At 34.7% G+C, this 16,988-nt stretch carries 26 protein-coding genes and 1 tRNA gene; 20 read left to right on the forward strand and 7 right to left on the reverse strand.

The genetic code is table 11. The features are described from left to right. From NMAR_RS01855 to NMAR_RS01885, 7 genes are all read left to right on the forward strand, one after another. Positions 1 to 234, forward strand: coding sequence for an LSM domain-containing protein (locus NMAR_RS01855; protein ID WP_148680026.1), 234 nt, complete (start codon positions 1 to 3; stop codon positions 232 to 234). Between the two features lie 36 nt (positions 235 to 270). After that, the gene (locus NMAR_RS01860) at positions 271 to 1,449 is read left to right on the forward strand and encodes a hypothetical protein (protein ID WP_012214733.1); all 1,179 of its coding nucleotides are present in this window, start codon (positions 271 to 273) and stop codon (positions 1,447 to 1,449) included. 55 nt (positions 1,450 to 1,504) lie between these two features. Continuing rightward, on the forward strand, positions 1,505 to 3,166 hold the full coding sequence (locus NMAR_RS01865; RefSeq protein WP_012214734.1) for a tetratricopeptide repeat protein: 1,662 nt from the start codon (positions 1,505 to 1,507) through the stop codon (positions 3,164 to 3,166). A gap of 74 nt (positions 3,167 to 3,240) precedes the next feature. Continuing rightward, complete coding sequence (locus NMAR_RS01870) at positions 3,241 to 3,564, forward strand: ribosomal L7Ae/L30e/S12e/Gadd45 family protein (protein WP_012214735.1); 324 nt, start codon at positions 3,241 to 3,243, stop codon at positions 3,562 to 3,564. Positions 3,565 to 3,615: 51 nt separating this feature from the next. Continuing rightward, positions 3,616 to 4,080 (forward strand): NusA-like transcription termination signal-binding factor, encoded by a 465-nt coding sequence (locus NMAR_RS01875; protein ID WP_012214736.1) that lies wholly within the window; start codon positions 3,616 to 3,618, stop codon positions 4,078 to 4,080. Positions 4,081 to 4,083: 3 nt separating this feature from the next. Next, positions 4,084 to 4,521, forward strand: coding sequence for a 30S ribosomal protein S12 (locus tag NMAR_RS01880; protein WP_012214737.1), 438 nt, complete (start codon positions 4,084 to 4,086; stop codon positions 4,519 to 4,521). Positions 4,522 to 4,523: 2 nt separating this feature from the next. Beyond that, positions 4,524 to 5,123 (forward strand): 30S ribosomal protein S7, encoded by a 600-nt coding sequence (locus NMAR_RS01885; protein ID WP_012214738.1) that lies wholly within the window; start codon positions 4,524 to 4,526, stop codon positions 5,121 to 5,123. 21 nt (positions 5,124 to 5,144) lie between these two features. Here NMAR_RS01885 and NMAR_RS01890 read toward each other — a convergent pair. Together NMAR_RS01890 and NMAR_RS01895 are read right to left on the reverse strand one after the other, a co-directional pair. After that, a tRNA-Gln gene (locus NMAR_RS01890) sits at positions 5,145 to 5,235 on the reverse strand. A 46-nt stretch (positions 5,236 to 5,281) separates the two neighbouring features. Continuing rightward, positions 5,282 to 5,602 (reverse strand): hypothetical protein, encoded by a 321-nt coding sequence (locus NMAR_RS01895; protein ID WP_148680027.1) that lies wholly within the window; start codon positions 5,600 to 5,602, stop codon positions 5,282 to 5,284. Between the two features lie 31 nt (positions 5,603 to 5,633). On the opposite strand from NMAR_RS01895, the gene NMAR_RS01900 reads away from it, so the two are divergent. Together NMAR_RS01900 and NMAR_RS01905 are read left to right on the forward strand one after the other, a co-directional pair. Continuing rightward, positions 5,634 to 6,338, forward strand: coding sequence for a YkgJ family cysteine cluster protein (locus tag NMAR_RS01900; RefSeq protein WP_012214740.1), 705 nt, complete (start codon positions 5,634 to 5,636; stop codon positions 6,336 to 6,338). A 1-nt stretch (position 6,339) separates the two neighbouring features. After that, positions 6,340 to 6,789: a GNAT family N-acetyltransferase gene (locus NMAR_RS01905; RefSeq protein ID WP_012214741.1), complete on the forward strand. Its 450-nt coding sequence runs from the start codon at positions 6,340 to 6,342 to the stop codon at positions 6,787 to 6,789. A 1-nt stretch (position 6,790) separates the two neighbouring features. Here NMAR_RS01905 and NMAR_RS01910 read toward each other — a convergent pair whose 3' ends face one another. Next, positions 6,791 to 7,804 carry an NAD(P)/FAD-dependent oxidoreductase gene (locus NMAR_RS01910; protein ID WP_148680029.1) on the reverse strand — a complete coding sequence of 338 codons (1,014 nt, stop codon included), beginning with the start codon at positions 7,802 to 7,804 and terminating at the stop codon, positions 6,791 to 6,793. 300 nt (positions 7,805 to 8,104) lie between these two features. On the opposite strand from NMAR_RS01910, the gene NMAR_RS01915 reads away from it, so the two are divergent. The 5 genes from NMAR_RS01915 to NMAR_RS01935 all read left to right on the forward strand — a co-directional run bounded on the left by NMAR_RS01915 (position 8,105) and on the right by NMAR_RS01935 (position 9,819). Further along, the gene (locus NMAR_RS01915) at positions 8,105 to 8,707 is read left to right on the forward strand and encodes a nitroreductase family protein (RefSeq protein ID WP_012214743.1); all 603 of its coding nucleotides are present in this window, start codon (positions 8,105 to 8,107) and stop codon (positions 8,705 to 8,707) included. 180 nt (positions 8,708 to 8,887) lie between these two features. Beyond that, positions 8,888 to 9,133 carry a hypothetical protein gene (locus NMAR_RS01920; RefSeq protein ID WP_012214744.1) on the forward strand — a complete coding sequence of 82 codons (246 nt, stop codon included), beginning with the start codon at positions 8,888 to 8,890 and terminating at the stop codon, positions 9,131 to 9,133. Positions 9,134 to 9,168: 35 nt separating this feature from the next. Continuing rightward, positions 9,169 to 9,363 (forward strand): hypothetical protein, encoded by a 195-nt coding sequence (locus NMAR_RS01925; protein ID WP_148680030.1) that lies wholly within the window; start codon positions 9,169 to 9,171, stop codon positions 9,361 to 9,363. Positions 9,364 to 9,402: 39 nt separating this feature from the next. Next, positions 9,403 to 9,636, forward strand: a complete 234-nt coding sequence (locus tag NMAR_RS01930; RefSeq protein WP_012214745.1) for a hypothetical protein — start codon at positions 9,403 to 9,405, stop codon at positions 9,634 to 9,636. A gap of 3 nt (positions 9,637 to 9,639) precedes the next feature. Beyond that, positions 9,640 to 9,819 (forward strand): hypothetical protein, encoded by a 180-nt coding sequence (locus tag NMAR_RS01935; protein WP_148680031.1) that lies wholly within the window; start codon positions 9,640 to 9,642, stop codon positions 9,817 to 9,819. Between the two features lie 23 nt (positions 9,820 to 9,842). Here the strand turns inward: NMAR_RS01935 and NMAR_RS01940 are convergent, their stop codons facing one another. Then, on the reverse strand, positions 9,843 to 11,429 hold the full coding sequence (locus tag NMAR_RS01940; protein ID WP_012214746.1) for a hypothetical protein: 1,587 nt from the start codon (positions 11,427 to 11,429) through the stop codon (positions 9,843 to 9,845). Between the two features lie 127 nt (positions 11,430 to 11,556). Between NMAR_RS01940 and NMAR_RS09645 the strand changes: the two genes are divergently transcribed. From NMAR_RS09645 to NMAR_RS01960, 6 genes are read left to right on the forward strand one after another with little or no spacing between them, the layout of a single operon-like run. Further along, on the forward strand, positions 11,557 to 11,697 hold the full coding sequence (locus NMAR_RS09645) for a hypothetical protein (RefSeq protein WP_187146550.1): 141 nt from the start codon (positions 11,557 to 11,559) through the stop codon (positions 11,695 to 11,697). A 24-nt stretch (positions 11,698 to 11,721) separates the two neighbouring features. Then, a complete protein-coding gene (locus NMAR_RS01945) occupies positions 11,722 to 11,913 on the forward strand; it encodes a hypothetical protein (protein ID WP_148680032.1) in 192 nt (63 codons plus the stop codon). Further along, entirely contained in the window at positions 11,861 to 12,094 is a 234-nt protein-coding gene (locus NMAR_RS09915; RefSeq protein ID WP_238523184.1) for a PH domain-containing protein, read from the forward strand. The genes NMAR_RS01945 and NMAR_RS09915 overlap by 53 nt, the downstream gene beginning before the upstream one ends. 6 nt (positions 12,095 to 12,100) lie before the next feature. Further along, the gene (locus NMAR_RS09980) at positions 12,101 to 12,223 is read left to right on the forward strand and encodes a hypothetical protein (RefSeq protein WP_274377691.1); all 123 of its coding nucleotides are present in this window, start codon (positions 12,101 to 12,103) and stop codon (positions 12,221 to 12,223) included. A 26-nt stretch (positions 12,224 to 12,249) separates the two neighbouring features. Beyond that, positions 12,250 to 12,768, forward strand: coding sequence for a hypothetical protein (locus NMAR_RS01955; RefSeq protein WP_012214747.1), 519 nt, complete (start codon positions 12,250 to 12,252; stop codon positions 12,766 to 12,768). 38 nt (positions 12,769 to 12,806) lie between these two features. Beyond that, positions 12,807 to 13,040, forward strand: coding sequence for a hypothetical protein (locus tag NMAR_RS01960; protein ID WP_148680033.1), 234 nt, complete (start codon positions 12,807 to 12,809; stop codon positions 13,038 to 13,040). An 11-nt stretch (positions 13,041 to 13,051) separates the two neighbouring features. Here the strand turns inward: NMAR_RS01960 and NMAR_RS09920 are convergent, their stop codons facing one another. The 3 genes from NMAR_RS09920 to leuS form a co-directional block, all read right to left on the reverse strand. Further along, positions 13,052 to 13,357 carry a hypothetical protein gene (locus NMAR_RS09920; protein WP_012214748.1) on the reverse strand — a complete coding sequence of 102 codons (306 nt, stop codon included), beginning with the start codon at positions 13,355 to 13,357 and terminating at the stop codon, positions 13,052 to 13,054. Positions 13,358 to 13,450: 93 nt separating this feature from the next. Further along, positions 13,451 to 14,104, reverse strand: a complete 654-nt coding sequence (locus tag NMAR_RS01970) for a uracil-DNA glycosylase (RefSeq protein ID WP_012214749.1) — start codon at positions 14,102 to 14,104, stop codon at positions 13,451 to 13,453. A gap of 12 nt (positions 14,105 to 14,116) precedes the next feature. Then, entirely contained in the window at positions 14,117 to 16,984 is a 2,868-nt protein-coding gene (leuS, locus tag NMAR_RS01975) for a leucine--tRNA ligase (RefSeq protein WP_012214750.1), read from the reverse strand. Positions 16,985 to 16,988 lie beyond the last annotated feature (4 nt).

Genomic DNA, 16,988 nt, shown 5'->3' on the forward strand with positions numbered 1-16,988 from the left:
ATGGCTGATGAAATCTCAACACTAATGACAAACTCCAAAGACAAAGTTGTATTGCTTCGACTAAGAAATAATAAAACAGTTCAAGGAACTCTCAAAGATTTTGATATTCACATGAATCTTACATTAGAAAACGCTGAGGATGTTTCTGAAGAAAAACCCAATCCTATAGGCAAAGTCTTGCTTCGTGGCGATAATATTTTAGCAATTTCTCTTCCTGAGGAAGAATCCAACTAACAAACCATAAATCTGAAACCTTCTATATGAAAAGTATTGTTTGATTTTTTATTTTTAATTTTTATTTTGCCATTTGCAACAGCTCAGGAAATTCCTGATTATGACAAACCGTATGCTCCAATATTCTTTGATAAACCAATTTACTCTTGGACTGATAAAATACAAATCAAAATAATTGCTCCTAGTTGGAACACAGACAAAGACTTGATTGATTCAATTGGCGATAACAATGATAATCCCATAAAAATATCAACACGAAGTCACTCGCTAGAACCATACAGACTAACTGAAACAGATGTGTCAAGTGGAATATTTACTGGCGAAATTATCCTAACTGGTTTCTTACATGATGCAGATGGTGATGGTGACTATGACACAACTCCTAGGACTATTGGTACCGGTCCTACTAGCGGGTTTTTGGAGGTTGAAAGAGATTCAGCAATTACGGTATCTTTTGAGTTTGCTGATGGTGTAGTGCTATCTGAATCTGTACCTGTGTCTTGGAATCTTGGAACAATAGAATTTGAAAATGATGTTTTCTTTAATGATGAATCTGTTACAGTTAGAATAATTGATCTTGACATGAATCTAAACCCTGAAGCGATTGATCATGTTCCTGTAGAAGTTTTTTCAGATTCTGATGTTGGTGGAATTACTGCAAATGCAATAGAAACCTCTGAAAGCTCTGGTTATTTTGTAGCTACAATATCACTTACTCAAAACTCTGCATCAAGCGGAAACAGACTCTACGCTGTTCCTGGAGATGAAATTTCTGCTAGATACAGTGATCATACTTTACCAAAGCCCTATTCTGAATCTGATAATTTGGAAATTCAGGCTCAATCAAGAGTTGAATCATCTGTTCCTTCAACAATGAGATTGGAAAATTCTGAAATTAATATTTCTGATAGTTTTGGAAATTATCTCACTTCATTTTCTTCTAATCAGCAAATTCAGATTGTCGGAAGTTTATCAAACATGCAAGAATTTGATCAAAAATTCGTTTATCTCTTTCAAATAAAAAACTCTCAAAACTATATTGAATCCCTCTCTTGGATTCAAGGTCAATTATCATATGGACAAAATCTTGATGTATCTCAATCTTGGATCCCAAAAAATTCTGGAGACTACTTTGTTGAAACATTTGTTTGGACTTCACTAAAAGATCCAACTGCATTGTCTGATCCACTTACAAGATTAATTTCAGTTGAATGAAAAAGTATCAATTATACGTGATTATTAAATAGAAAATTATGTGTTTTTTGGTGTAATGCGATTAATCTTAGGAATCACCCTAGTGTTAACAGCTTTTACACCACTTGCATTCAATGATGTTTTTGCTGATTCATTTAATGTGAGTTTTAATCAGGATAGTTATCAAACTGGTGACACACTAGTAATTTCTGGTCAAATAATTGATTTTGGAATGCCTGTCATTGCTATGAGTATATTTGATCCTGATGAAAAAATCCTCACTGCAAATAGTTTAGAACTTTCTTCTGATGGTAGTTTCTCAAAAACCATTCCTTTAGAGTCTCCATTTTATGAAATGTCTGGAGATTATCTCATAAAATTAGACTATGGACAAGTCACTGAAGAACATAACTTTGTAATTGGTGACATTATTTCTGAATCTGAAATTGCTCCTCAGGAGGTTGTTGCACTTGAAATTATGTCTCTCTATACTGAAAAAGAGCATTACTTTGATGGTGATACAGTCAACATTTTTGGAACTGTGTCATCCATAGATTCTCCTACTATTCTCATAGGAGTTCATGATCCATTTGGAACTCCTGCTGGATTTTATTTTGGAAATATAAACAATAACTTGGAGTTTTCCACAAACTTTCTAATCAAAGATGGAGTGAATTTTAAAGCTGAAGGAACTTACTCGATTAAAGCTCATTATGCTGAAACTAGTGTAGAATACTTCTTTGAATATTCTGCAGAATCATCTACAGAAACACAAACAACTGAAGACACAACACAAACAACTGAAGACACAACACAAACAACTGAAGACACAACACAAACAACTGAAGACACAACACAAACAACTGAAGACACAACACAAACAACTGAAGACACAACACAAACAACTGAAGACACAACACAAACAACTGAAGACACAACACAAACAACTGAAGACAATATACCTAGAGAATCTGTTGAAGAAAAAATAGTTTCACAAAATGAAGCAATAACTGAAACAATAAATGAAAAAACAGAAACTGAAACAAAAATTATTACAAAAGAAACTCAAACAAAAAATGATTCTGAAAATATTTTAGAAAATGAAGAACATGATAATCTTTCTGTAGAAGATATTGAGCTTGGAAAATTATTAAATCAAATTAATCTCGATTGTGATTCTAGCACTTTTGTTGATACTATTTCTTACTATGATGGTATGGGTCCTGCACTTTACAGATTATGTCAATTTGATAGTTCTTTGAATTTTTTTAATGAGTCTTTGACTAGTGATCCTGATAATGTTGAAATTCTTGTCAATAAAGGGTCTACACTAGGAAAAATTGGATTTGTTTCTGAAGCAATAGCATATTATGATCATGCTATCTCTCTTGATCCCCAATACCTGCCTGCAAAAAATAACAAAGCAAATGCCTTGGCTAATCTTGGAAATCTTGATGATGCCATTTTACTCTACAATGAAATCTTAGAGGAAAATACGAATTACTATACTGCAAGAACAAATCTCAATACTGCATTATTACTAAAATCTGAAACTTCTGAAACTTCTGATGTGATAAGTACTGTTAAATCTGAAATTGAAACTTCACCTGAAAATACTTCACCTGAAAACATTTTCCCTGAAAAAACAATCTCAACAGAAAACAAAAATGAAACACAATCAAACTTTTTTGAAGAATTAACTCGTGTATTTTCATCTTTGTTTGGTTTTACTGAGTGATCTTTGTTTTTTGCGTGCGTAATTTTTCCATAAACCTATAAAGCCCTGTTGAGACGATGCTCATAAGGAAAAACATGAGTAAGATACTTGAAAAATCTTTGAAGGATGCCCATAAAGAAGGTAAATTAACAATGGGTACTAAACAAGTCTTGAACTCTGTAAAAAATTCCAAGCTAATTGTATTGTCTCAATCTGTAGAGAAAGAAATGATTGAGCAAATTGAAACAGATGCAAAAAAAGAAAAAATACCTTTAGTGAACTTCCAAGGAACTTCAGTCGCATTGGGTAGATTGTGTGGCTTACAATTTAGAATTTCAACAATTTCATTCACATCAATTGATGACGCAAACATCAAATCAATTTTAAAAGATACAGAAGCTGAGGAAAAAAATGATTAGAACTATTGAAAGTTTAAATGAGACATTTTTTGTTTGGAGACATTAAGAATTATGACACAATCAATCAAACTAACAACGGATCAAATGAGAATGATGTCTTTGTTCCAAAATGTTACTGGTGCAACAGCACGTGATTGCGTTGAAGATGAAAAACAAGATAGAGTAATTTTTGTAGTAAATACCGGAAAAATGGGACTTGCAATTGGCAAGGGTGGAATGCATATCAAATCATTACAAAACATTGTAAAAAGAAATGTTGAACTAGTCGAATTTGATGAAGATCCTGCAAAATTTTTGTCCAATTTGCTTAATTCCAAACTAGTATCTGAAGTAAAAATAAATACACGGGCAGACGGGACAAAACAGGCAATTGTTATGGTAGACCCAAGAAAGAAAGGTATTGTTGTTGGAAGAGAAGGCAGAAATGCTGAGAAGGCAAGAATGCTTGCAAAACGATATTTTGATATTACTAGTGTCTTGATTAACAGTCCTGAAAGACAAACTTTGGAGATGTAGAATATGAGAAAATCACCACTTGGATTATTTGCAGGCAGAGTTCTAACTACTAAAAAGAAAAGACAGAGATGGGCAATCTCTACTTACAAGAGAAGAGAATTAGGTATTGATAAAAAAGCAGACCCTCTTGGTGGTGCTCCACAAGCAAGAGGCATCGTTTTAGAAAAAGTTGGTGTTGCAGCAAAACAGCCAAACTCTGCAATTAGAAAATGTGTTCGAGTACAATTAATTAAAAATGGTAAAACAGTTACAGCCTTCTTGCCAAGAGACGGTGCAATGAACTTTATTGATGAACACGATGAAGTTCACATTCAAGGAATGGGTGCAACTCAAGGTGGTGCAATGGGTGATATTCCTGGTGTTAGATTCAAAGTATTCAAAGTAAATGGTACTTCACTTCATGAATTAGTAATCGGAAAGAAGGAGAAACCAAGGAGATAGAAATGGCACAAACAAAAAACTTGTTACTATTTAGAAAATGGGATTTGTCTGACATCGAAGTCAAGGACCCAGGTCTTAAAACTGCAATTTCCCTAAGAAAACAAATCCTACCATACACTTTTGGTCGTTCTGCACTCAAAAGATTCAACAAGGCAGATGTCAACATTGTTGAGAGATTAATCAACAAGACAATGCACTTTGGTAAAAAATATGCAAAGAACACTGGTAGAATGACTGGAAAGAAAACCAAAGTTCTCAACACAGTTAGAACAGCATTTACAATTATTGAACTCAAAACTGGTAAAAATCCCGTAGAAGTATTAGTTAGAGCAGTTGAAAATTCAGCTCCTAATGAAGATACAACTAGAATTGTTTATGGTGGTACTGTTTACCACGTATCAGTTGATGTTGCACCAATTAGAAGAGTTGACTTGGCTTTGAGATTCATTGCTGATGCAATCAAAGAATCAACATTCTCCAATCCAAAACCAATTGAAGAACACATGGCAGAACAACTAATCTTGGCTGCAGAAAACGATCCTAATGCTCCTTCTGTAAAGAAGAAGAATGAATTAGAAAGAATCGCACAAGCATCAAGATAGAATTTTTAAAAATTATTCCAGTAGCCCGAGGCAGATTCGAACTGCCGTCTCCGCCTATATCCACTTTGTGAGATCCAGAGGGCAGAATCCTTGACCGCTAGACTATCGGGCTACTTGAAAGAAATTTTGAATGTTCAGAATATAATCATTTGTTGTAATTACTTTAGTCTAACTTCTCTAATTGCAGTTGCATAATCACATCTTGCTCTTAATCTCATATATGGAATTAATTTGTAGTGGATAGAGTATATTGTTCCTTCTTTGAGTATGATTCCTTTTTGTTGTAATGATGCTAATCCTCGTGATGGAACATTGATTGATAGATTGTGTTGTTGACAAATTTTATCACGTCTGTCCTGGAATTGTTTTAGAGTAAACACAACATCGTTTAATTCTAAAATTAAAGGCCAAATTATTTCTGACCAAACAAATCTTCTGTTTTCTGTAGCTGAAGCATATTTGCCTTTTTCACTCAACATTAATAACATCTGCAAAAGATGTTATAACTTATTGTCCCAAAAAGAGATTGAGGAATCATTAGATTTACTGCAAAAAGATTGGGATGTTGATCCAACACTTCGAAATTTTATGCTAGGGAAAATTACCGATGTTTCTGATAGACCAATTAAAGTAAAAGATGTTGTATTTCATGTACCTTATCTAAATTCTGAAAAAAAATTCATTTTGTGGAAGTGTTTTTGGCCTGATTGCCATAATTGTTGTGATAGACAAGGAAGATTGCCACTGACTTCTGATGATTTGATTACAATTGGCAAGGGTTTGAAATACCAAAAACCTTCAGAGTTTATTAAAAATGAAACTTTGACTGTCACTTATTCTGAGCCAGGACCTTCTGGGCAGATGACTACAATGACTACAATAAATCTCAAAAGAAAAACAGATGAAACTGAAGCAGATGATGGTACCCACATTTCTTGTAGGTTCTTGAATGATGAAGGTGGATGTTCTATGCATCCAGACCGACCTGGTGTGTGTTACCTGTATCCATTTTCCAGCTGGCTTGAAAATGAGAAAGGAAAACCACGTGTTCATGCAACATATCAATTCACAGGAGACTGTCCTGGATTTTATTTGGCAGAAGACTTGGAACCAATGAAAGAAGAGTTCAAAGAATACTCGAAGATAATCTATGATTACAATATGGCATCAAATAGAACAAACAGAGAGGGTTTTGGTTCTGTAAGTTTTAGTTGAAATGACAAACGTGACGATTAGAGAAGCAACAGATAAAGACATTCCAATAATTCTTGGATTGTTATATGAACTTGGACGTCCAAAACCCCAACAAGATTCTGATGTTGATTCATTTAGAAAACTTGTAAAGACCTACATTCAAGAATCTGACAAAAAACTTCTTGTTGCAATTCTTGATGATATGAAAATTGTTGGTATGATTAGTATGATGCTCTTGCCAAGACTTAATCGTGATACCTTGGAAATGTATGTTCCAGAACTAATTGTTCTTGAAAAATATCAAGGTAAGGGAATAGGGAAAAAACTGATCAATTCCTGCATTACTTTTGCTATTGAGAAAAAATGTCATAGAATTAGACTAGAATCTGGAAATCAACGTAAAGAATCTCACAAATTCTACAAACATCTAGGATTTGAACAATCTTCGCTTTCTTTTACCAAGAATCTCTAAGTTATGCTTTAGCTACTTTCATCAAATCGGCAATTTTGATATCCATTCCAAACCTGTCTTCATTCTTTTTCATGTAACGGAAGATTGCAAGAAAGTCTGGCAATGATTTGAAGAAATTGAAGTCTTTCTTGATTTTAGCTCTAACAAAATTAAAGACTTTGGCATATACTTTGTAGTGTTCTTCAACTGCTTTTTCATATGCTTTGAAATCATTCATGTTCTTCAGGAATAATTCAACACATTGCATTGATGGAATGATTCCTTCACCTAATAATGCATAGACTGTCCCAATTGATTCTCCAACACCAACAACTTTTCCTGAATAGTATGGTTTGCATCTATCAGGAGTTGCAAGTCTGATTGGTCTTCCTTTTGTTTTGAGAACTTTGCCACCATGTTTTTTCAAAAAGTCATCAGTTGCTTTGATGTGATTTTTATTGTAATCCCCTGCTCCAATATGAGCCCATTTTTCTCCTAGAGGGAAATACCAGAAATATCCTGACATTCCAGGAAATGGTTCAATGTAAAAGTCATCATATGGAACTCCATTTTCATATTCTACTTTGTATTCGTATGTTGGCAAAAAGAAATCTTCCTTGAGTTTTGGTAAGTACACTCTATGAAATCCAGTACAATCCACTATCATGTCGTACTCTTTTTCTAATTCTTCAAGTGATGGTGGTTTACCGTAGATAATTTTTGAATCTTTGATAAAATCTTTGATTAAACCAATCTTGTCATATGTACACAATCCATGTAATCCAATGTCAAACTTTACATCATTGTTCATCTTAACATGCATATTTTTTCCATCGTGGATTAGAAAGTCGTTAAAATCTCTGCCAGTTTTTTTGCAGTATTCAGTAAGTATTGGTTTGATTGTACCCCATGCGCAAATAGAATCATGCCTTTCTTTTGGATTTAGTTCATATCCTGTAACGTCATGTTCTGAGTCTTTGAGCCTGGCCATTAGATAGGAACCTGCTACACCCATTCCCATTACTGCAATCTTCAAGATATTTTCTGAATCTCTGGGGTGTAATAAATAGACTATCTGAATTTGTTCAGGTTATTTGCCACTAGTAGAAATTATCAGTACCTGTTAAATATCAAATTCACATAAACTGATTAAGAAAAGACAAGTCTGTCGTCTGAAAACAATCGTTTCAGACCTTAAGATGAAATCACTGTCATCAGAGGACAACCGTTTCTGATCTTAAGTGATAAGAGATGTCATCAAGACACTTTTGGTCTTGGTCTTAATCTCGATTGTCTTTTCGTTTAATTTATTTTAGATTAATTTTGAATTGATTCTATGGATGTTTTCGAAGCTGTATCAACAAGACGTGCAATCAAAAAGTTTGATCCAAATCACAAGATGAGTTCTGATGACGTAAAGAAACTCATGGAGCATGTTATACTGTCTCCAACTAGCTACAACCAACAAAACTGGAGATTTGTTTATGTTACTGATCAAGACGTCAAAGAGAAAATATCAGAAGCTGCTCGTGGACAAGCACAACCAAAAGACGGTTCTTTGGTTATTGTATTGTGTGGTGATATGACCGCATGGAAGACTGAACCATTACGTTATTGGAAGAATCATCCAACTGAAAAACAAGAACTAGTAAAAGCTAGTCTTGAAAGAAAATACTCTACTGACACTCAAGCTCAAAGAGATGAAGCAATTCGTTCATGTGGAATGGCAGCTCAAACTATAATGTTATCTGCTAGAGATATGGGACTTGATTCTTGCCCAATGGTTGGTTTTGAGTATGATGAACTTGCTAAAGTAATCAATCTGCCAGAAAATCACTTGATTGTAATGATGGTTGTAGTTGGAAAAAGATCTGAAGATGCAGCGCAACGTGGAGGCCAGCTACCTTTGAACGAGATTGCATTTGAAAATTCTTTCTAAATCATCATAATTGAAAAATTCACAAATAATACAATGAACCCTAAACCCTAAATTCTGTTAGGATGTAAATTAGTCATTGAGTTATAGAACTGCAGTTTTTTCTAAAAAGGAACTTGGAATTATTATTGGTATTTCCAGTGTTGTTTCCATAGCATTGTATGTGGCCTATATTTCAGGACGATGAGACCAATAATCCCGTTATCTATTGTAATTGTCGTTGCAGCTATTGTTGGAATTCTAGGCAGCTCAAACTATGATGTGTATGTTGCAGAACGTGATCAGAGAAATCTTCAACTCGCAGTAGATGATTGCAAGAAATTATTCCCACAGGGAATAAATCAGGAAGAATGTATTACAAAATCCCTTGATGTATTTGGAACTGAATATCAAAAGGAGCAATGGAGTCAAAGAGACATTTATCCATAAACTCTTAATTTGATAATTGATTCACTTTTTGTAACTTGTCTTTTGAAAAGGATGTAACGGCGCTAAGAGAAGCTCTGAATGACACTGATTCTAGAATCAAGAAACTTGAGGAACATAAAGAATCTGAGAGTAAAAAACCAGACTCTGATTCTGAAACATTATGTAGACTGGAGAAAAACTTGGATAATCTGCACAAAAAGCGTGCCCTCATCTTATCTGAACTAGATTGAATCCAATACGCTTAATTTGAGAAATATTTTACCCGAAACATGCCCCTTTATTGTAAACAATGTGAAGAGAGACGCTATCCTCAGTATAGCGCAGACGACAAGGGAACTTTGTGGTTATGCAACAAATGTCAAAATTATGCTGATGCTGAGGATGTGATTATTAGAGAACAAACTCAAGAAGAGAGAGATGAGATCAAGGCAAAAGCTGAAGAGTTTGAGAGAACTAGCAAGTTTTCAGGCGAAAAACTTTCTAGAAGAAAGGGTGTAAACTAAACCATGGGATTCAAGGACCTTTTTGTTGGTGGAAATTCTGAGAACATTCCAGTTAAAGTACAATGTACTGGATGCCAAAGAATCACTGTAGTCAAAATTCCATCTAACAAACCATTTCAAAAATGGAATGAAAAGGCAAGTTGCAGTCATTGTAATGCAACTAACTGCTGGCAAAAAGTTTGATTTTAAAAAATAAGAAAAAAAGATTAGTTTGCAGGAACTGCAATACCTCTATCTATCATCTTTAGTGCAGTATCAGCTTTTAGACACATTGCTACACCATTTGATGTTTTCATGACAAGACTGTATCCTTCACGACATTCTACCTCTGATGCATCAACACCAGCTGCAATCTGAATTCGTGGAGAAATCCATGCTAGTTGCATGTCTTTTGCCTTTTCAATGAATTCTTCTCTAAGTTGTTGTTTCTCTTCACTAGTCATCTCTGCTGCTCTTTCACGAAGTTCTGATTTGAAAGCCTTCATCTCTGCAATTCTATCATGAATCATAGATTTTCTTTCATCAGAGACACTGTGTTTCATCTTTTTCATGTGTTCTTTGAACTTCATCTTTAATTCAGAATGTTTCTTGTCAAGATCACCATATTTTTCACGATATTTTTTCTTGATTTCATCCATTCTTTCATCTGAGATGTCATATTTTGTCATGATCATTGCTTTGAGATGTTTAGATTTTTCTGAAAATTTCATGTCATGATGTTTTTCCATCATTTTCTCCTTCATGGAATCATGATGTTTCTTTTTGTAGTCTGCTTTTTCTTCAGGAGTCATAGAACACCAATTAGAAATTCTATCGAGTTTTACTGCATCTGTAATTTCTGCAGCACGATCTGATTCAGACATTGCACATAGTTTGTCATAATTCATATGATGTTTTTTCTCATGCATTTTTTCTTTCATGTGTGCTTTGTATGTCTCTAGATTATCTTTGATGAATGTTTTTCGTTCAGCTTCGTCAGCTTCACAATATGTATTCATCTTTGTTTGGTGCTCTTCGGTTTTGTCATGCTCAGCAATGTATGCCTTTTTGTCTTCATCAGACATTACACAATAATTCTCTAGTTTTTCTCTAAAATCTACTGCATGATCTCTTTTGTAGTCAGCTGCATATTTTTTGATGGCAGTTTTGATTTCTCCTTTGTAATTTTCCAAAAGATCCTCAACTGCATCTTGTTCTTCATCAGACATTTCACAATAGTTTGTTAGTCTATCTCTGAATTGCTCAAGTATGGGACGGTCTGCAAATAATTTGCGTTTATCCTCATCGGTAGCTGCACAAAATCTGTCTAACAAATCTCCAAGATCATATTCACCATCATGTTCTTTTTCTCCAGGGAAATTCTCTCTGATAAATTCATCAATGGCATCATCTCTTTCATCTTCAGACATTTCACAATAATTTGCTAATCTGTCTGCAAACTGTTCAATCCTTGGATGGTCTGCAAAGAACTGACGTTTTTCCTCATCAGTCATCTCACAGAAATGCTCTAATCTGTCATCAAGATCTGCATGTTTATCGTATCTATCATCGTCATCGTATCTATCATCGTCATCGTATCTATCATCGTCATCGTATCTATCATCGTCATCGTATCTATCATCGTCATCGTATCTATCATCGTCATCGTATCTATCATCGTCATCGTATCTATCATCGTCATCGTATCTATCATCATCCATGTCATCATCTACTTGTGCAAAAGCAGGACCTGCAGATACACCAAGTACCAAAATCATGGATAAAACAACGCTTAGAAGTTGTGTACTATTCATTGAATTTTTTTAGGGTTTTTGATATAAAGAGATGCGTATCTTTGTAGAGGATCTTTTATTATCTATGAGAAATTTGATGAGGTTTTTGTGCCTAAATCCTTAAGTTCAAAATTGTTCTATAGAATTTATGCCCTGTCTACGTTGTGATGGGAAAGGAAAAGTACGAAACGAGTTTGGTATGTGGGAAAAATGTGAATCATGTCAGAAAAAAGAAATGACTTTTGAGAGTGTGCATCCTGAACCTGATGTCAATGAAGAAGGAATTTAATCTGATTAAGTTTGTGTGAGAATTATGGATAATCTAGATAACGCAAAACATGATCACCAGAAAAATAAATCCGATATCGTAAATTTGGTAAAACAAATGTTTGCCCAAAACAAATGGGGTGATGAAGAATATCGACAGGCTTTGCAAGAATTAGTGAAAAAAGATGAAGAACTGGTATCTGAAGTTACAAGAATTATCAAGGAAAGACATGGATGAGAAAAAACTCAAACAAGAAGACTGTCATGAGGATGGTATTGGTCAAGGAGTTCTTACACTAACTAACAAAAGAATTGCATTTGATAAAACTAGGTCTCGAATTATGGATTTTTCAAAACACATGGGTGAGACAATACTTGACATTCCATTGAATGATATATCTCATACCTGGCGTGAATGATTATTGATGAAAAAAGCTTGTATCTCTGCTAGAACCACTGATGGTGAGAAAACCTACAAGTTTGGTGTGTTTAATGTAGGTGGTTGGGTTGATTCTATCCAAGATGCAATAGATGATCAACAATCTTAAGTTAACAGTTTTTCCTAGTATGATTAATGGCTGATGCAAAATTCTCATGGTATGGTAACTTTTATGGAATTGCTTGGAGAACTCATGCTGGAAATCCAATTGCAGTTCCATTGTTTGTAAAACAAGATGAATCTCAAAAAATTGCAGATATTATTAAAACATGGAAGCCAAAAGACATCCATCTTACATTCATTGAAAAAGATGATGGCAATTATGCCATTTGTATCTACCAAGAGGCTGATTCGGGTGAAAATATTGGACTTTATCGATCTGGTATGAGTCAGACAGGAACCTATGGCAAAATAAAACAGATGATTGAAAAAAAATCTTCAATGTGGAATCCTCTACGGGCATACATTCAGATTGTATATGCTACTGATCCTGCAGATTCTAAAACTTATCAAAACATGACAGACTATATCATAATTGGTAGATTAGAGATTATTTCAGAAGATGCTCTAAAATCTAAAAGATTTGTAATAGAGAAAGATGCACACACTACACTTGGCGGATATGATGTAGAAAATACCACTGATGAGAATTAACTCTAGCCTTTATCTTGTAAATTTTTGATATTTGATTTATGGCTGAAATCTGTGAGAGATGCAGTAAATCCGTAGATGAAACTGCTAGATATAACAAACATGAAGTAGACAAACTACTTTGTTCTGCTTGCATTTCAGAGATTGATGAATATTATTCCATTACTTGTGCAAAATGTGGCAAACCTGCTCATATGAGAGGAAATTTGATTGAATATGAGAATGAAAAGATTTGTCCTGTATGTATGGATGAAATAAGAATAAAAGAAAATTAAAAAAGAAAAAATTAGTTTGTTGGGTTCATTAGTTCTGCTCTTTCTTTGACCTTTTGATCAACTAGAGCACTAATGTATTGACCAGGTTCTGCATTACATTCTCCAATGTTTACTGCATGACCGTCTAGAGTTTCAGCGATACAGCCACTATCAGTAACTGCAACTATTTTTACGGTCTCTAGTACTTCAACTGGTTCAACATAATACATCAGGTATGCAAATCCTGCAAGTCCAATACTTGAAACTATTCCTATTATGATTACCAAGGATTTGTAATCTGATGATTTTTTGATTTTTTTATTTGGTATTGCTGACATGTATAATGATACGCGTCTTTCTAATTTGATTGGTTTTGTGGTTTCTTGTGATTTGAAAATTATCCTATTAATTTAAATTTCTAATTCACGTAATTATGTACACAATTTTTTTGCTCTTTTGAAAACTGCATGCCAATCTTTCCAAAGTAGTCTTCCTGTCTGTGTGTTTTGCTTTGATGGATGATATGATGTAATAACTTGCATTTCATTATATTTGAACACTTGATTATGCCCAAATTTTCCTGGCTTTACATCTAACAGCTTACAGGTTGCATCATATGCAATTTTTCCTAGACACAGGATTGTTGTAACATTATTTAGAATTTGGAGCTCTTGCTCTAGGAATGAAAAGCAATTTTGCATCTCTTCTTTAGTTGGCTTGTTTTGAGGTGGGGCACATCTTACTGCAGCTGTAATGTAGGCATTGTTTAGTGTTAGTCCGTCATCACTGGTTTGACTAGTTGGAATATTTGCAAATCCTGTCTTATGCATTACTTTGGCAAGCCAGTCTCCTGAAGAATCTCCCGTAAACATCCTGCCTGTTCTGTTTCCGCCATGAGCTGCAGGAGCTAATCCTACAATGAGTAATTTAGCATTGATGTCCCCAAATCCTGATAGAGGTCTACCATAGTATGTTTCATCTTTAAATCGCCTAACTTTGTTTTTGGCAACATCTCTAATGTATGCCGATAATCTTGTACATCTTTGACATGATTTTATTTTTTTATTGAGAGTTTCTATTTTCATTTTTTTTGAATTTTATTCAATTAGTATTGCTGGTTTGAAAGGCCTTGCATGTCTAGCTTTTCCTTTAGGATCATAAATGTTAGAATCACTTTCTGAATAAACTTCAATATCTACTCCAAACTCTTTTTGTCCCATACTTGCAATTTCTGATTTTAGGAACTCTTTTTCATCAAAGCTTTCTGCTTCAAGCTTCATCTTTTTGATTTCCTCTGACTCTGAATGCAAATCCTTAATTGTTTTCTGTACAAAGTCTGGCATTTTCTTGGCATCTGTAGTATTTGGATCTGCAATGAGTTCTTTCATTACAACTCCCATGTTGTTTTGACCTCCCACCATAATGCTTAGCATCTTGCGATAGATTTTGGACTTTGTTTCATCTGAATTTACATAGATTACAATCTTTTTTGGAGTAATTTTTGTAACTTTGATAATGTTTGCAATATCGTCAATTGTATTCTTCAATAACTCTTCAGCTTGAATTGATGCAGCATCTACTTTGTCTGCTGAATATTCCGGCCACTGTGATTTTGAAACTAGTTCCGAGTTTCCAAGATTTTTCCACATCTCTTCGGCTACATGCGGTGCAAATGGAGACAACATTGCAACTCGAGATGAGTTGATTTGATGTAAAATTCCAGAAACATCATCACGACCTTTAGCTGCAATTCTCTTTTGATACCAACTCAAATCAGTTTCAAATGTAAAGAGGATATCGTGTAGTGCTTCACGTAATCTCATCTTCTCAACTGCTTCTGTAATTTCTGCAATCTTGCTCTGAGTTTTGGAGAGAATCCACCTGTCTTCAGCCTGCAACTCACCAATTTCGCTTGTTTTGAGGCTAGAACATGCCTCTAAAAGCGATTCAAGCTTGCTTTGAATACCTGAAACTGATTCCATGTTAAAATCAGCATCTTGGAGCAATTCAGCTGATGAAATTATAGCTAATCTGATTGGGTCTGCACCATGATCTTTGATTGCAGCTCGTAATGGAATGATGTTTCCCATACTCTTTGACATTTTAGCTCCATCCATCATTACACTACCATTAACAACAATCTCTTGTGGCCACAAATTCTTTTCAAATATTGCAACATGATTTAAAACAAAAAATGACAAGTGATTCTGAACCAAATCACGACCTGAATGTCTTGAATCAACTGGATAAAAATATGTAAATTCTTTTTTCATTGTATTGATTATGTCTTCAGAAAGTTTTGATGTGCTTGTAGCCAGTGAAACATCTCCTTTATCTAACAACAGATAATCAAATAATTCCTTAGTAAGATTCTCTGGCTGTACTGTTCCATCATTTACAAATCTAGACAATGTATAATATGCCATGTAGATTACAGAGTCCGAAAGGGATTCAACAATCCAATCATTATCCCATGGAAGTTTAGTACCTAATCCCTGTTGTCTTGCACAAGCTCGTTCATGCAACCAATCAATTACTTCAACAAACTCTGTCTTGATGTTGTTAGGTAGAATATTCATCTCATCAAGACAATTGCGAGCCAATTCTTTCCATTCTTCATCACCGTAATTCAAGAACCATTGATTGTTCAATACTTTAACAACACATTCAGCTCCACAACGACATCTAACTGGCGCATTCTCTAATACTGGGAATTTTTCTAAATGATTATTTTCTTGCAGCCAAGCTCTAATCTTGTCTCGTCCAAACTGTACTTTTTCTCCATCAAACTGTAAACATTTGTCGTTGAGTTTTCCGTCAGTGAATTCTTTAAGATACAATTCCTTGGTGGCTTCTTCTAACTTGTCATCAGACTGGTCAGAGACTCCCATCTTTTCACAAATCTCTTTTGCAGGAATGGAACCGTATCCTTCTGTAACTATTATCGGAATAGGCTCTAATTTTGAGGCTAGTTCGTGATTTTTGGCCTTCAAATCCATTAGTGCTTGATAGTCTTTAGGTGCATGTGCCGGCACGGACATTACCAATCCTGTACCCATGCTAGGCTCTACAAATTCAGCAGGCAATACTGGAATCTCTCGTCCATCATGATTAGTTGCAGTTTTGCCAATAATCTCGGAACCTGGAATTTCACCTGTAATCTCTACTTTTTTCTCAAAGAACGAAATCTTTTTTGCACATTCTTCAGACACAATCCACTCTTCTCCATCAACTGAAACTTTTTTGTAAACAGTGTTTGGATTGACCCAAAGATTCGTAATGCCAAAGATTGTTTCAGGACGTAATGTTGTAATTGGAAATATTGAATCACCCAACTTGAATTTAATCAAGAAATTCTTATCATCAATTTTTGGTTCAACATCACCCATTGTATCGTGTTGTGATACTGGGTTTTGATCAACGGGACACCACCCAACTGGATGACTACCTTGAATGATTCTACCCTTTTCTTTGAGTGTTGTAATCTGCCATTCAATGAACTTTTGATAACCTGGAACTATCGTGGTAAATTCTCGTCTCCAATCAATAGAGTAACCCATCTCAATCATTCCAGATTTAATCTCTTCATGGAAATAATCTGCAATCTTTATTGGTTCAACAAATGTTTTGATTGCATCTTCAGGAACATGGTAAATATTTCGTAAACCGTCTAGAATTTCTTTCTCCCCAGCTTCAATTCTCTTTGCCATACCAAGTACTGGAGTTCCAGTGTAATGGAATCCCATTGGGAACAACACATTGTATCCTTTCATCCTGTAAAATCTTGCATGAACATCAGCTAGTGTGTAAGTTCTTCCATGTCCAATGTGTTGTGGTGAGTTTGGATATGGATAAGCTACTGTAATGAATTTTTTTGGCTTGTCATTTGGATTTGTTTCAAAGTCTTTGTTTTCTTGCCACTTGTTTCTCCACTTTGTTTCAATATCAGTCCAGTTAATCGTCATTGTT

Source organism: Nitrosopumilus maritimus SCM1 (assembly GCF_000018465.1).
GTDB lineage: Archaea > Thermoproteota > Nitrososphaeria > Nitrososphaerales > Nitrosopumilaceae > Nitrosopumilus > Nitrosopumilus maritimus.

Coding starts and splice junctions, on each gene's coding strand:
- NMAR_RS01855 (WP_148680026.1), top strand. CDS start 1: ATGGCTGATGAAATCTCAACACTAATGACAAACTCCAAAGACAAAGTT.
- NMAR_RS01865 (WP_012214734.1), top strand. CDS start 1,505: ATGCGATTAATCTTAGGAATCACCCTAGTGTTAACAGCTTTTACACCA.
- NMAR_RS01870 (WP_012214735.1), top strand. CDS start 3,241: ATGAGTAAGATACTTGAAAAATCTTTGAAGGATGCCCATAAAGAAGGT.
- NMAR_RS01875 (WP_012214736.1), top strand. CDS start 3,616: ATGACACAATCAATCAAACTAACAACGGATCAAATGAGAATGATGTCT.
- NMAR_RS01880 (WP_012214737.1), top strand. CDS start 4,084: ATGAGAAAATCACCACTTGGATTATTTGCAGGCAGAGTTCTAACTACT.
- NMAR_RS01885 (WP_012214738.1), top strand. CDS start 4,524: ATGGCACAAACAAAAAACTTGTTACTATTTAGAAAATGGGATTTGTCT.
- NMAR_RS01895 (WP_148680027.1), bottom strand. CDS start 5,602: ATGTTGAGTGAAAAAGGCAAATATGCTTCAGCTACAGAAAACAGAAGA.
- NMAR_RS01905 (WP_012214741.1), top strand. CDS start 6,340: ATGACAAACGTGACGATTAGAGAAGCAACAGATAAAGACATTCCAATA.
- NMAR_RS01915 (WP_012214743.1), top strand. CDS start 8,105: ATGGATGTTTTCGAAGCTGTATCAACAAGACGTGCAATCAAAAAGTTT.
- NMAR_RS01920 (WP_012214744.1), top strand. CDS start 8,888: ATGAGACCAATAATCCCGTTATCTATTGTAATTGTCGTTGCAGCTATT.
- NMAR_RS01930 (WP_012214745.1), top strand. CDS start 9,403: ATGCCCCTTTATTGTAAACAATGTGAAGAGAGACGCTATCCTCAGTAT.
- NMAR_RS01935 (WP_148680031.1), top strand. CDS start 9,640: ATGGGATTCAAGGACCTTTTTGTTGGTGGAAATTCTGAGAACATTCCA.
- NMAR_RS01940 (WP_012214746.1), bottom strand. CDS start 11,429: ATGAATAGTACACAACTTCTAAGCGTTGTTTTATCCATGATTTTGGTA.
- NMAR_RS09645 (WP_187146550.1), top strand. CDS start 11,557: ATGCCCTGTCTACGTTGTGATGGGAAAGGAAAAGTACGAAACGAGTTT.
- NMAR_RS01945 (WP_148680032.1), top strand. CDS start 11,722: ATGGATAATCTAGATAACGCAAAACATGATCACCAGAAAAATAAATCC.
- NMAR_RS09915 (WP_238523184.1), top strand. CDS start 11,861: ATGAAGAACTGGTATCTGAAGTTACAAGAATTATCAAGGAAAGACATG.
- NMAR_RS09980 (WP_274377691.1), top strand. CDS start 12,101: ATGAAAAAAGCTTGTATCTCTGCTAGAACCACTGATGGTGAGAAAACC.
- NMAR_RS01955 (WP_012214747.1), top strand. CDS start 12,250: ATGGCTGATGCAAAATTCTCATGGTATGGTAACTTTTATGGAATTGCT.
- NMAR_RS01960 (WP_148680033.1), top strand. CDS start 12,807: ATGGCTGAAATCTGTGAGAGATGCAGTAAATCCGTAGATGAAACTGCT.
- NMAR_RS09920 (WP_012214748.1), bottom strand. CDS start 13,357: ATGTCAGCAATACCAAATAAAAAAATCAAAAAATCATCAGATTACAAA.
- NMAR_RS01970 (WP_012214749.1), bottom strand. CDS start 14,104: ATGAAAATAGAAACTCTCAATAAAAAAATAAAATCATGTCAAAGATGT.
- leuS (WP_012214750.1), bottom strand. CDS start 16,984: ATGACGATTAACTGGACTGATATTGAAACAAAGTGGAGAAACAAGTGG.